15 protein-coding genes are annotated in these 13039 nt (G+C 51.8%); 4 read left to right on the forward strand and 11 right to left on the reverse strand.

The features are described from left to right. Window positions 1-233: 233 nt before the first annotated feature. The 9 genes from NP590_RS17780 to NP590_RS17820 all read right to left on the reverse strand — a co-directional run bounded on the left by NP590_RS17780 (window position 234) and on the right by NP590_RS17820 (window position 7964). Window positions 234-401 (reverse strand): hypothetical protein, encoded by a 168-nt coding sequence (locus NP590_RS17780; RefSeq protein ID WP_256604002.1) that lies wholly within the window; start codon window positions 399-401, stop codon window positions 234-236. A 39-nt stretch (window positions 402-440) separates the two neighbouring features. Then, on the reverse strand, window positions 441-1463 hold the full coding sequence (locus tag NP590_RS17785; protein WP_256604003.1) for a TrbL/VirB6 family protein: 1023 nt from the start codon (window positions 1461-1463) through the stop codon (window positions 441-443). Between the two features lie 24 nt (window positions 1464-1487). Continuing rightward, complete coding sequence (locus tag NP590_RS17790; protein ID WP_256604004.1) at window positions 1488-1787, reverse strand: hypothetical protein; 300 nt, start codon at window positions 1785-1787, stop codon at window positions 1488-1490. 12 nt (window positions 1788-1799) lie between these two features. Continuing rightward, entirely contained in the window at window positions 1800-2573 is a 774-nt protein-coding gene (locus NP590_RS17795) for a type IV secretion system protein (protein ID WP_256604006.1), read from the reverse strand. A gap of 17 nt (window positions 2574-2590) precedes the next feature. Next, window positions 2591-5053, reverse strand: a complete 2463-nt coding sequence (locus tag NP590_RS17800; RefSeq protein ID WP_256604008.1) for a VirB4 family type IV secretion/conjugal transfer ATPase — start codon at window positions 5051-5053, stop codon at window positions 2591-2593. 17 nt (window positions 5054-5070) lie between these two features. After that, the gene (locus NP590_RS17805) at window positions 5071-5436 is read right to left on the reverse strand and encodes a VirB3 family type IV secretion system protein (protein ID WP_256604009.1); all 366 of its coding nucleotides are present in this window, start codon (window positions 5434-5436) and stop codon (window positions 5071-5073) included. 3 nt (window positions 5437-5439) lie between these two features. Then, entirely contained in the window at window positions 5440-5730 is a 291-nt protein-coding gene (locus NP590_RS17810; RefSeq protein ID WP_256604010.1) for a TrbC/VirB2 family protein, read from the reverse strand. Between the two features lie 258 nt (window positions 5731-5988). Then, window positions 5989-6417 (reverse strand): hypothetical protein, encoded by a 429-nt coding sequence (locus NP590_RS17815; protein ID WP_256604011.1) that lies wholly within the window; start codon window positions 6415-6417, stop codon window positions 5989-5991. Window positions 6418-7046: 629 nt separating this feature from the next. Then, the gene (locus tag NP590_RS17820; protein WP_256604012.1) at window positions 7047-7964 is read right to left on the reverse strand and encodes a DNA-binding protein; all 918 of its coding nucleotides are present in this window, start codon (window positions 7962-7964) and stop codon (window positions 7047-7049) included. A 351-nt stretch (window positions 7965-8315) separates the two neighbouring features. Here NP590_RS17820 and NP590_RS17825 point away from each other — a divergent pair, with 351 nt between their 5' ends. Beyond that, window positions 8316-8957, forward strand: a complete 642-nt coding sequence (locus NP590_RS17825) for a hypothetical protein (RefSeq protein ID WP_256604013.1) — start codon at window positions 8316-8318, stop codon at window positions 8955-8957. Here NP590_RS17825 and NP590_RS17830 read toward each other — a convergent pair. Further along, window positions 8928-9935: a DNA-methyltransferase gene (locus NP590_RS17830; RefSeq protein ID WP_256604014.1), complete on the reverse strand. Its 1008-nt coding sequence runs from the start codon at window positions 9933-9935 to the stop codon at window positions 8928-8930. The two genes, NP590_RS17825 and NP590_RS17830, sit on opposite strands and share 30 nt — an antisense overlap. Then, complete coding sequence (locus NP590_RS17835) at window positions 9932-10138, reverse strand: MerR family DNA-binding transcriptional regulator (protein ID WP_371927323.1); 207 nt, start codon at window positions 10136-10138, stop codon at window positions 9932-9934. The genes NP590_RS17830 and NP590_RS17835 overlap by 4 nt, the downstream gene beginning before the upstream one ends. Window positions 10139-10311: 173 nt before the next feature. On the opposite strand from NP590_RS17835, the gene NP590_RS17840 reads away from it, so the two are divergent. The 3 genes from NP590_RS17840 to NP590_RS17850 all read left to right on the forward strand — a co-directional run bounded on the left by NP590_RS17840 (window position 10312) and on the right by NP590_RS17850 (window position 13008). Continuing rightward, window positions 10312-10980: a hypothetical protein gene (locus tag NP590_RS17840; protein ID WP_256604015.1), complete on the forward strand. Its 669-nt coding sequence runs from the start codon at window positions 10312-10314 to the stop codon at window positions 10978-10980. 958 nt (window positions 10981-11938) lie between these two features. Continuing rightward, on the forward strand, window positions 11939-12757 hold the full coding sequence (locus NP590_RS17845; protein ID WP_256604016.1) for a DUF932 domain-containing protein: 819 nt from the start codon (window positions 11939-11941) through the stop codon (window positions 12755-12757). A gap of 59 nt (window positions 12758-12816) precedes the next feature. After that, entirely contained in the window at window positions 12817-13008 is a 192-nt protein-coding gene (locus NP590_RS17850) for a hypothetical protein (protein ID WP_256604017.1), read from the forward strand. Window positions 13009-13039: the final 31 nt, after the last annotated feature.

Genomic DNA, 13039 nt, shown 5'->3' on the forward strand with positions numbered 1-13039 from the left:
CTGGATGGAATCGACACCCCTGCCAACCAGCTACGGATTTTGCGTGTTCCGACTGATTGCCCGGTTTCGTTCGTTATTAGCGCGGCGGCCTCGGCTTGCGTAAGGCCGTATTTGGACAGAATGTCGCGAAATTCTTTTTGATTCTCGTCGTGTTCTTGTATGCGCGGTTGCTCCATTTAAACGGTTCCTGTTCGCTAACAGATAACGTGCGGCGACCATATCGCCGCATGCTCCTAGATTGATTGAAAAATATCGTCCAGTCGTTGTTTGAGTGATTCACAAAGAATTTCGGCGTCGTTGACCGCATCAACAGGATCGCGGGCCAACGCGGCCCGCAATGCCGTTTTTAGCCAATCCGATGCCGCTGGATCGTCGAGGATTGTTTGTATTGAATCGTTCATCGGTATTGAACTCCAGTTTCGCGGGCGCGAAAAAAACCGCTAGAACACAGCACTCCGAGCTATTTTTCCTCCTGTTTGCTGTTGTGCCTGTTGCGGCGCACGCCTTGCGCCTAAGCGGGTGCCCAGGTTACGGGTTATCGATTGATAGCGGCTTGGTTGATGCCCTGCTCGCCCATCTGCCACACCACGCGCGAATTGGTACGCGGTGCCGCCAGTACTTCTCGCTGTACCAGACATAAGCCGGCTTAGGGTGTTGAATGTACTCAACGCCACGCCACCGCCCAATGTCGCCGCAATGGTCGGCACTTGCTTCATGAGGATGAGGATAAAACCGGATGCCAAACACAATTGAATGGCCTCGGCCACTGTTATCGCGGCACCCATCGCTGCCGCCGCTGTGGCATACGAATTTAGCATTCCAAGAAGAAGTTTTGCCGCCACTGACGCAATAACAATAATTAGGCCGTAATTGGCGAGTTGAGCGACCCATGCCTCGAAAAATCGCTTCGTGGTTTCAAACATTAACCCCAATACAGGTAAGGGGCCAATGGCTAACAACAATCCCACGGCCACCAGCGATAAACAGTATAAATACGCCATCCAGATGCAGATTGCGCCGACAAACAAATAGACCGCAAACCCGGCAATATAGAAATCCACATTACCGTTCATGATGCCGCCTTGCGCCATTAGGGATTCCGCCACGTCGCCGCCATCTTTCCAGATGTTATCGACGGCCGTCACTGCCGCATTTCCACCCAATATTGCATTGGATAATGAGTCAGGGGTTGTCACAAAAAAATCTATGAAAACCGCGTTGTATTCCCATAAATCGATTGCCACGGCGAAAATCACTGCCAACTGGATGATCCGCTTGGCCCCGTCCATGATCGGCTCTTCGATTGCACCTCGTAAATGTAAATATCCCCATAACATCACATACATGGTTGCAAACGTGACGGCTGCCGGCGCGATACTGCCCGCTATATTGGCTGTCACCGCTCCAACCGTATTCAATACGTTTCCCTGTAAATACGTCCAGAATTGTAGAAAAAACCCCATGTCATTATCCTCATAAGAGTGGCGTTAATTGCCCTGGAATACCCCGTATTCCGGTTGCTTTAAATCTCGAATGTGCCCTGTTGGTCTTCGAGTGTGTTTCGCTTCTTCGATTTGTGTTTTAACAACAATGGTGATCGGTTTATCCGCATCCTGTGCTGCCACTTGAACCACGGATTGCCCGTTGTCCGTCTGAGGTGCCATGGCTACCGGCGTATTTTCAGCGCTGTTGCTCGTCTGGCCATTTGTGGTCAGGTAGTATGTGCCGCCGGCCGTCGTGGCTGCGGTTAACACGATGGTTGTTAAAATTGTGAGATTCTTGGTCATTTTCGTCTCCGGTTATGGATTGTTGTAAACCGTGTAATTCGGTTGCACCAAATTACGCGTCCGGCCGATTTGCTGTACCGATAGTTCGCTCATTTGTTGCTGATTGATCCGCTCCTGATTTTGCATATAGGCATACATCTGCTCCATTTTGCTCTGATCGTTTTGTAGCATCACCTGTTCGCCTGCGATCCGGGCTTGAAGCTCGGCAATGGCCTTCGGATCGTTGGTGTTATTGATGTTATCTATCATTCCTTGGATATACCCGTAACGCTGGCCGGCCGCATTCATACTTTGCTGTGCCGTGGCCTGTATCGCGGCCGCATTTTTCCGGCGCTGAGTGAAAAGGTTAAGCTGTTGGCCGGTCATGTTGAGGCTATTTAGGGCGTTGCCATTCAGTATCGCGTTTTGGTTCGTGAATCCCTGAACCATGCCGCTCATCTGGTTATAAGTCTGGCTTGCGCCGTTGATGGTATCGAGTAGATCGCCCGTGCTTTCCGGCAGGTAGTTACGTGAGGCATTGGTTAAGGTTTGCAAAGCCCCAAGTCCCCGGCTGCCCGTGAGGCTGTTGTAGGTGGAGGTGACCATTTGATAGGTCTGTTGCAATTGCTGTAATTGCTCCACCATGGTATTAAACTGTTGGATTTCGTCCTGGTGATTAGCGGCCCAACCGGCGATGGTCTCCGCCATGTGTGCCGGGTCGTTCACAATGTCAATTGCGTTCGCGTTAGTCGCTGATAACATCAGGATGATGGCTAACGCGATGGGTTTTTTCTGAATCATTTTCATGTGGTGTACTCCGGCGGTTAGGAATGGCGTTGTTCGTCCAAGTATTGCTTGTATAGCGGTAACCAAGTCTGCGGGTTGTCGCCCACGTCCTCTATCAGTTTTCGGACGTATTCGACGTTGTGCGAACGGCCCGAAATTACATCCAGTTCGTAGCTAAACCCTTTTAAATTGAGTTCGCACACGACGCTGGCATGTCCTTGTTTAATCAGGAATTGCCGGCTGCCCGGCTGGATTTCCTGTTTGATTAACAGAAATTCGCGCTCACTCAGGCCGAAACCGTCGATGTAGTCCTCTTCCCGCGCTTTTTCGTTGGGCATGAAGATTTGGGTCGGGGTTTGCTCGACCAGAGTTCGAGCAATCGGGCTTTCCAGCACCGAGCTTGGGCTTTGCGTGACAAAAATAAAACCGGCGTTCTTTTTACGTGCCCTTTCCAGTCCATCCTTGGCAAACTCTTGGAAGGCCGGATCGTTGATAGAACGCGAAAACTCGTCCATCCAACACAGTAAACGACGGCCGTCCATCAATGTTTGCACGAGGTGGAACAGGTACATGGTGATCGGCCCGCAGGTCACCGGGTTTTTCAGAAAATCGGTGGAGTCGAAGCCGATGGTTGCGGCTTCATTCATGAGGCCGCTAATCGTGTCGGTCTCATTGTCGAACACCCAGGCATATTCGCCGGCCGTGCTTTCCGCCCATTTACTGAGGCGGGCGTAAAGGCCTTCCGGGTCGCGCACGTCCAGGAATTCCACCAGGCGCGATAAACGGCGGTATTGGCGGTCGAGTAGTAACGTGCCGTCGAGCGCTGAATTGAGATTTTTCAATTCGCGTTCAGTTAACGGTTTGTCGGCGCGATACGCCAGGCGTTGCACAAATTGCCGCATGAATTCGACATTGTTTGGGGTCGGTTCGAGCTGGAGCGGGTTAAAGCCGGTATTGTGTTTGTTGCGGATTGGCAGGTAGCGGCCGCCCAAAGCACGGATCAAGATTTCGAGGCCGTAGTCGTTATCAAAAATTACTTGCGTGACGTTTTGCTTGCGCAGCATCGATACCATGAAGCCGAACACAACAGTTTTACCGGAACCCGTCGGGCCGCATAGGTAGGTGTGGGCCACGTCTTTTTTGGAGCCGCCGGTCGGGTCTTTGGGATCGCTGGCATGCAACGAAAAATAATAGTTGCTTCTGGCGTTGGTAATCAGAACGGCCATGGCGTCGCCCCAATGGTTACCCGTTGCCCGGCCTACCGGGAAATTATGGTACGGGGCCATCGCTGAGAAGTTACGGCTAGTGATCGGCGATAGACGGGGCCGATAGGCAAAATTGCCGGGCAGTTGCGCCCAAAACGCCGCTTCCATGGCCATGTCTTCCCGCGCAACGGTCATGCCGGTGTCGCCTAACACGGTTCGCGCGTGGGCGATATTGTTATTGAGTTCGCGCAGTCGGGACGAATTTTCCGCCTCCTTCACGCCTTCAAACGGTTCGCCGTGAACCAGCAACGAAAAATGATGATCGCCCATGGCAATTTCATTCCCGGATATTTGATCGATAGCAAGTTCGAGGTCTTCGGTTTGCGTCTTCGCTAGATCGCCAATGTTTGACATTCTGGCGTGCTGGTTTACCAAGAGCGTTTGGGCGCTTGCCTTCATCATGAAGGTAAAGCTTTGCGTCATAACGAAGCTGTACGGTGCCTTGAGCAATTGGTTAAACATGCCGACGACCGTTGGCGTCGGGTATTCTTTGATGCCCAACACAGCGCCGACGCGGGTATTCGTGGAGGTGCGATATTCCATGGCCTCGGTGCCGAATGATAAACGCGACGTGGCCAGCACTTCGTTCAATGGGGATCGCGGCAAGGCGATTCGTTGCCATTCGCCGTTAATGAGCAATCCGAAATATTCCAGGATGGTCGAGTAATAATGATCGCCACGTTTGTAGATGCCGAGCGGCTCGGGATCGTAGCGGCCCAGGGCGGCCGTGACGTGTTGTTGCAGTTTTGCCATTTCCTCCAGCGCTTCCGCTTGCTCTTGCTTGGCCGACTCTTTGTTGACTCGGCTGAGGAAACTCATCGCGGTTTTGCCAACTGTGCCGGGTTGAGGCCGGTACACTATCGCCACGTAAAGGTCGTTGCACATGAGTGTTTCTTGTGCAATCCGGCGGCGGTATTTCTCGTTAAGGTCATGGGCAAAGCCCGGCTCAAACTCGCCGGCCGGGTAGGCGTCTTCGCGGTGACGGATGATGGTTTGCCAGATCGAGATATTCGGGCGGGCGATATTGCGGTAAAACACGTTCAAACGTTCGTGCCAGATGTTGAGCTGTTCGTCGTCGGCGTTTTCGTAGCCGATGCCGGACAACTTGAACACCATCACGTAACCATTTTTGGTTTTTACAACGTGTTCATTCGCGTGGATCGTGTAGGGAATATGAATTGCGGCGGCCTCTTCCCTTAACAGCGCCGTGTGGTTTTTTAGAGCTATCGGTGACATATCGATTTCCTTGTCTGTTAAGCGGAACAAGTTGGCGGCAGTTGTCGCCGCCCCTTTTTGTTGGGTAGGTTGTAGCGGTGCGCGGTGTAGCTGCTCACTCGCCAAGCTTTATAGTTGCCCTTAATCCAATTCTGCCCTTTGGTTCTGGCCCAAAGGGTTGCCAAATCAAAATAACGAGGCTCAGGCATTAGGATCAGGGCCAGCAGTCCATGGATCGGGATATAGGACAACAGCCACAGCATGTTTCGAGTCATTAAAAACATTTCAATGACTAACATCGCGGCTAATACGATGCCGGATGTTGTCACCCCCGCCCGCATCGGGGGACGCGTTGCGGCGACAAACAACGGGTCGGCTTGTAAGCCATCATTCCGGCGGCTCATACTTTATACCCCGAAAAGGCCGCGTACCCAGGTGACAACCTGTTGTGCGCCGAATACCAATACGATGCCCATCATACTCATGGCGGCCGTTCCCCAGGATATACGGCCGAACCAGGCAAATGCGCCTAGCGCCATGACGCCGATTACTGCGACTGGCGTCAGGATCGCCAGAATGTCGGTCGAGAGTGCGCCCGATCCGGTTGTAAACGGGCCTGCGGCGTAGGCGAGGCGCTGAATGCCTAAGCAGAAGATGGCGATCAATAGTTGTTGAATCAATTTACGGCTGTTTCTCATGCTGGATTTCTCCTAAGTTGTAAAAGAGGTAGGTAAAGCGGATTGTTTAATGGTGTGAATTTTCGCGGGCGCGAAAATCGTTGGTATTCGTCCATGTTGATAGCTTCCTCGCGTCCGTACTTTAAAATACCCATAACCAGGATATTTTTGGCTGCCTTGTTGGCCTTATCGTGCCGGCCGCAGACAAGGCAGGCAAAAAACGCCTGTGTTTTTTGTTGCTGGTAGGGGGTTGGCCGCCGTTCGCGGCCGATACCGTCGTCATTGTGCGGCCTGTGGCGGTTTGTTATACAAATCCCACCAGGGGCCAGTTGTCGCGGTTTTTTGCGGGGTTGTCGCTGCATTGGCAACAGGTGGAGTCACTGGCGTGACCACGACAGTCTTATTGGCGCTGCCGTCGGCAAGCGCAATTTCCTGTTGCAGTTGTTTGATGTTCGCGTTTAGCTCTTCGAGCCGGTGTTCGGTTTTCGCCAAGGCGTCGGTTTCGTTGGCCGACATTTGCACCGCGCGGGTTTTTTGAGCGTCCGCTAAAAGCTGTTTTTGCTCGGTTAGCTCGGCGTTCAGAATCTTGATTTTTTCGACGTCCCTGTTCTGTTGCTCCGCAACATTCACCTGTGCCGGCGGCGTTTGTGCCAGCGTCGGCGTAACTACGCCTATGGTCATTACAACGAATATGATGATTTTTTGCATAACACCGTCCAATTGCATGTTGTGTTCGCCGCACAGAGTGCGACGAATGTTTGAATTGGTTCCGATGTTATAGGCTCACTGAGCCTATGTCAAGACTATTTTACTTAATCTTGTGGGACTGCTGGAGGGATGTTTTGCGTTGCGCGTTTCAATGCGGTTAGCGCCCAATTTGGGAGATTCCGCGATGATGGCGTTTCTGGGTCTGCCAGCCACGACCGCACCTTTCGCGCGGCAACCGGTTGCCCCGTCTCGTTGGCGATCAACTCCGCTGCCTGGGCTTGCGTGATTCCATATTGGTCTAAAACCGCTCGAAATTCCCTCTTTTTTTCTCGTTCTTCTTCTTGCTCTTCTGTTCTCATACGCGCGTTAATATCCGGTCGGTGCCGTCGTTATCATCGTTTTGGTTTTGCCCTACTTTATTGTGGGCCAGTTGTAGTTTAATCAAGTTGGTTCTTTTGCCCTACCCTTCTTTGTGCATGTTTGTACAATTGACAGCTTTGGCTTGCTTCTGGGATTTTATCGCGTAACTAAAATTTATTTAAATTTGAGACATTTTTCGCGGGCGCGAAAAAGCGGTGCCATCGAACGATGGCACGCGAGGCGTGGGTTGAGTAATTCGCCGGGACGGGTTAACTGGGGTCGCTTTTGCCGGGCTTCGGTTTATTTTTGAGTTGCGTGGATAGTGCCGTGACCTGGCCGCGCAGCTCGGAGGCTTCGCCCTCGGCCTTTTTGGCGTCGGCTTTCGTTTCTTTGAGTTGGGCCTTTAGCGTGTCCGCTTCGCGGCTCGCCGCATCAAGCGCTATTTGCTGGCTGGTGATTTGGTTGCGGGCGCTGTTGAGTTCCTTGGTGTTGGCATCCTGTTGTTTCTCTAATTGATCAATCCGCGCTTCCGCACGGGTTGTCCGATCCGTCATGGCTTCCAGTTTGGCGTTTGCCACAGCCGCCGCTTGCTCGGCCGCTTGTTTGCCCGTTTGTAGTTGATCAATCTGTTGCCGGAGTCGCTCGATTTCCGTTTTCTGTTCTTTGAGCTTTTCGTCGCTCGCTTCTTGTTTATTCCGTCCTTGCGCGACTTCGATCCGGGCTTGTTCCGCTGCATGACGCTCGCGGGCTAGTTCAGCCGTCATCCGTTCAATTTCGGTCGCTCGTTCGGCAGCCGTCGCGGTGGCTTGGTCGCGTTCGGTGGTGACGATGGTTAGCTGGTTGAGCAGTTCGTCGCGTTCGTCTTCAAGCTGTTCACCAGTGGCGGCAAGTTCGGCGGCGTCGCCTTGGGCTTGTACAAGCCTGCCCTCGATTTCCGACCGTGCCATGGCGGCCGCTTTTTCGATTTCCGCCGCTATGGCCGCGGTCAAAGTGCTGGGCAATTCCGGGGCGGTGGCGGCCGCTTGTGGCCGGGCGTCTCGCCAGGTTGCTAGGTGTCGCTGGATGGTGTTGGGGCTGCCGGTCGTTAACCGATCCCGGATAGCTCGGATGCTTGGTTGTTGGCCTGAGCCAAGGATCGCATCGGCGACTTGTGCCACTTGTTCGTATGAAATACCTATTCGTGCCATAGTTAGTTTCTCCCGTTGGTGTATTGCGTAACATATCATAACGTAACAGATATGTAATGTTATGTTATGATACAGGGAAAGGCAAGCGGTTTTTATGATATGGGTGGCGGGTTTTGGCTGGAATTGCTGGCCGGGTTTAGATCGGAATTTGAGAGTGGCTTGTTAATCAGTGGATTGATTGGGGTATTTTCGCGGGCGCGAAAAATTTGTGTCATCGAGCGGTGACACGCGGGGAGTGCGCAAGTGATTTGTACGGGTGTGGTTGCCGCGATCCGTTAAGATGTTTTGTCTATTCTTGTCTTAACAGTTATAGTTCCGCGATTCAATAGAATCATATCGAATCGGCATATAATGGAACTAACCCAACTAGAGGTACAGGCTTGCCAGCCTCTACCTTTGAATGTCAACGGCTTTAATCCACACACACAAATCCCATTTGGTTTGCAAGTCGATCATATTCAATCGGCAATGCAAGAGTTTTTAGACTTTTTGGGCTTTGTAAATACGTCCTTGCTTTCCAAACAAATTCCGCGTTTAGAATCGTTCCTTATGCCCGCGAATTTTAGCAGCATGGTAGGCGAATTTATGAATGCGGCGATTCCTAAATATTGCCCTACGATAGTAAAGAACAACTATCACAACGGGCACCCCGATTTAATCCCCGCCGGTATGTTTGCGGGTGATGCCGTTCAACACGACACGGTTGGTATTGAGGTTAAAGGCTCAAGGCATAAGAGCGGCTGGCAAGGCCATAATGCCGAAGCTTGCTGGCTTATGGTCTTTGTCTTTGATTCCAACACGTCGCGCGATGCCTTAACCAATATCCCGCCGCGTCCATTTCGCTTTGTTGGTGTATATGGAGCGCAGCTTGAGAAAGAAGATTGGAATTTTTCCGGTCGTTCTGAAACAAGCCGCCGAACCATAACGGCCAGCGTTACCCGTAGCGGCTTCAACAAAATGAATTCAAATTGGATTTACCGCGACGACGTCTAGCCCTTTACGGTCTTTGCGCTGTTCAACCGTTTTGGGCGTGGTCTTTGCGCGGCGGGCTTGTCCTTTGCCGATCAAGGCCAGCTCAGGTATCGCGTCAGCCGCCATCTTGTAATAATCAAGGTATCTTTCCGCGCCGATAGCTTGCAGCCCCATTGCTTCGGCGGCGGCTATCGTTGAACCTGAACCCATGAAAGGGTCGGCTATAACCCCTTTGCCTAGTGGTAGAGCGGCATAAACCATTTGCCGCATAAATGATTGAGGCTTTAGGCTTGGATGGTTTGCTATATCACGCTCAACACTCGGCGTTCTTTCGCTTGCTATAACATCTTCAAACGGGTTGCCGTCAGGTAGACGACGAAGCCCGCCAGTTTCAAATTGTCTCAAACACTCGCCAACCGTCATTTTTGCAGGTAACGGCTTTCTGAATAAGCCCCACGGCTCATAACAACCACGCGGCAGAGAGACGACGTCCGGAAACTCATCTTCTGCGTTTTTAGGCCGATCACCGCCGCGCAATGTTCTAACTTGGCGGATGAGCTGTCCGCGAAATTCTAAACCGCCTTCCGTGATTGCTTCATAAAGTAGCGATGCAATAAAGGCATTCGTGGCGATTAGGGCATGCCCGCCTGGTCTTAAGGCATGGACAATCAACCGTGACCATTCAGCAAAAAACAGCTTAAGGCGTTTCCGGTCTTTGGCATCCAAGGCGGTGAAACGTGGCAGCGGGGCGCGGGTCGATCCATCGAAGGACGGCGGCAATCGCCAGATTCCGCCCTTTCCGTTCGCGCGTTTTTCTAGTTCGTGGTCGTCATATTCCCGCACACCATAGGGCGGATCAGTGACGACGGCATGAAGCGAGTTTTCCGGGAGCCTAGAAAGCCACTCGAAGCAATCCGCATGAATAATGCGGCCATGCTTAAAGGCTTCTGTTGTGTAATCTAGGGCAAGCGGCTTTGTGTCGTGTGTGTGTTGTTTCATTGGGTTGTTTGCACCACTTTTAACAAGGTTTCCAATTCGTTGCGGTTGTAAAGTCGGTAGCCGTTAACGGGGTGGCGGTAAGGTTTCAGTTTTCCGGCTTTATCCCAATTTCGCAACGTCGCGCGTGTTACACCAAGAGTTTCCGACGCTTCCCCGATGGTTAAGTAATCGCTCAGATTTAAGGGGCCGGCATTGTTGTTCATACCTTATCAAACCTTGTCAAACGTTGTCAATATCTAAAAAACATTATCAAACATTAGCATATTATCGTTGCTCTGCAAAGCTCGCACCAATCGACGCGATTGCGCATAAAACTATAAACTTATGCGCGATAAGTGTATAATGTGTATTTTAAGTTAGTGTTACGAGGTGCTAGATGGCTTTCAGAGCAGACGAAGCTGCACGAATGGGATATGAACGTGCGGTAAATTATCTTATTTCTCGACTTAGGGATGCGGACGAATCTCAGAGGGCGCGCAGCAAAGAAGCGTTCGATGATATTGTTGATAAGTATGGGCCAGTGATTGACAGCTATCCATCATGGCATCCGTTAGTCACGAATCATGACAGCCGCGATCCGGTAACTCATCCTGGTCGTGAATGTGGATACAGAGGTCTCGATCACACAATATATCTTGCAAACGCGTTTATCACGTGTCCGTACCATGATGGTCAAAAAGTAATTGATTCCGTCGCAGAGCTTCCACCGCATCCTGTTGCCACCATTACTGCGGAAAGGCTAGATGTACAGCTATACCAACCCAATGCCAATCCTATTTTGGTCAAGTGCGATTGGGATAAGCCCCTTCCAATGGATAGAATGATTCCTTTGTCACTCGCTATGCCTCTCATTTTAGAGAAAGAGATCCCGTGCTGGAGGTGGTCAGAGGTAGCTGAAACGTGGGAATCAATGCGCCCATATTTCTTGGGTGCTCCTTATGGCAGTCGATCATCTTTGTTTGTGAACCAAGAAACAGGTCAAACGATAAAGAAAATTTGGAACGCGCTGATCTACACCGGAATGTTTGGCCACATTAGGGTCTGATTGGGATCATATGCTGTTTTTTATTTCAGGGGCATTTTTCGCGCCCGCGAAAAACCGGACGCCCTTACAGACTCCGCTTTCGCTTCGGTCGTACCGACTGCCGGCTATCGCCGGCACCTTCCAGGCCGCCTTGCCGACGCTCAATAAGGGACGTGCGTCGGCGCTCCGCAAGCTACGCACCGCCCCACCTCCCTTAGCCGCTGTGGCTTATCCCTAACGGCACGCAAGGCTATCGCCCTGCTCGAACAGCAACACCCTAAAGGTAATCGGTGGATTTATACACAACGCCCCGCTTTTTCGGGGGTAGGTTGAAAGACCCCCACGCGGGCGAGTGTGCATAAATCAGCTTGTATGATCGATGAGGTGATTTTCGCGCCCGCGAAAATGTTGTTGCAATGAATAAGGTGCGACTATCGCCGCGCTGAGTTTAGATGTTGGGGGTTTAACCGTGCCCACCTGTCCTAGCGTGGTGCCTTAATGGGAAGGATGTGCGTAATGTGCGAACAGATTGCCAGAGCGTCCGGCTTCATCGATCAAGGGTAAAGGCTGCGCCCGAACATAAAAAAATAGACACCATTTTGATTATGGCTTTGTGTCGATTTTTTTATGTCCGCCCTTGACCGCGCCGAACCCTCCGGCCGACTGTACGCACCGCACACCCTCGTCCCATTAAGACGGATGCCTCCCGAGCCGGGGTTTTGTCATGGTGAACAAAAGGTGCGGCTATCGCCGCGCTGTTTAGATTCCCGCTCCCCTGAACCCTTAATCCAGATGCAAGGGGCGTGCCATAACTGGTTGATTTGCTTGTAAAAAAGGCGGTGTTTTTTTTCTTCTATCATGCAAAAAAGCTTGACAGGCAAACGATAAACCCGGATAATAGCACCATGGTTTCGGGGCAACCGCCCCACCATCAGAAGGCCGGGCACTTTGCTCTGGCCAGGTTTAACGGAGATTTACCATGTTACGTTCTTTTTACGGCACCAAAACCCAAAACCCACTGGACAACGATCAATTGCGCCGCTTGGCTCCATCGGTGTTCGCCGCCGATAAGCACGAGAGCCGCAAAGACTCTTACAAATTCATCCCTACCATTAACATCGTCGAAGCCTTGCGCAACGAAGGCTTTTTGCCCGTGTTCGCAACCGAAAGCCGCGTTCGCGATGTGACAAAAAAAGGTTACGCGAAACATCTTTTAAGATTCCGTCAGCATGATGGATTTTCAACCGTTGGCGAAGTCAAGCCGGAAATCGTGCTGGTTAATTCGCACGATGGCACTAGCTCTTATCAGTTGAGCGCTGGCCTTTACCGCCTTGTGTGCTCAAACGGCATGATTGTTAGTGATGGCCAGATTGAAGCCGTTAGAGTTCGCCATTCTGGCGACGTAGTTAATAACGTCATCGAGGGCACTTATCACGTGGTTTCGCAAACGCCTAAAGCGCTTGAACAAATGGAACTGATGCAAGGCATTGACCTAAGCCCCGCAGAGCGCCGCATTTTTGCCGAGGCGGCTAAAGAACTGCGCTGGGATGCTGACGAGGTAGCGGTTGATAATGACGCGCTGTTACTCCCACGCCGCACCGGCGACCGTGCCGGCGATTTGTTCACCACGTTTAACGTGTTGCAAGAAAAAGTCATTCGCGGCGGGGTTAATGTGATGAATAAGGAGACTCGCCGCTCACACCGCGCGCGTGAGGTGAAAGGCGTTAGTGAAAACGTCAAGCTGAATAAGGCACTTTGGACGCTTGCGGAGGAAATGCGCAAGCTGAAAGCCGCCTAGTGATGCACAGGCCGCAAGGATGCGGCCCCCTTCCCTCACTTCTATAAGAGAACCTAACCATGAGCAACTATTTTCAAATCCCCGCAGGTGAACACAAAAAAGCCTTGCACTTGCTTGAAGAGATCAAACGGCAAAGCGGCACGCTTGGCCAGAACAACGAAGCAACGCAAACCGTTATTACATCGCTGGCCGAATCGGTTATGTGGGTGATGATTTCCGCCACACCAATAGACGGAGAGACACCCGTTTAGGACGCGGCGCGGCCGGTTCACCACCGGCCGC

Origin of the sequence: Methylomonas subterranea (genome assembly GCF_024505185.1) — a bacterium.
GTDB lineage: Bacteria > Pseudomonadota > Gammaproteobacteria > Methylococcales > Methylomonadaceae > Methylomonas > Methylomonas subterranea.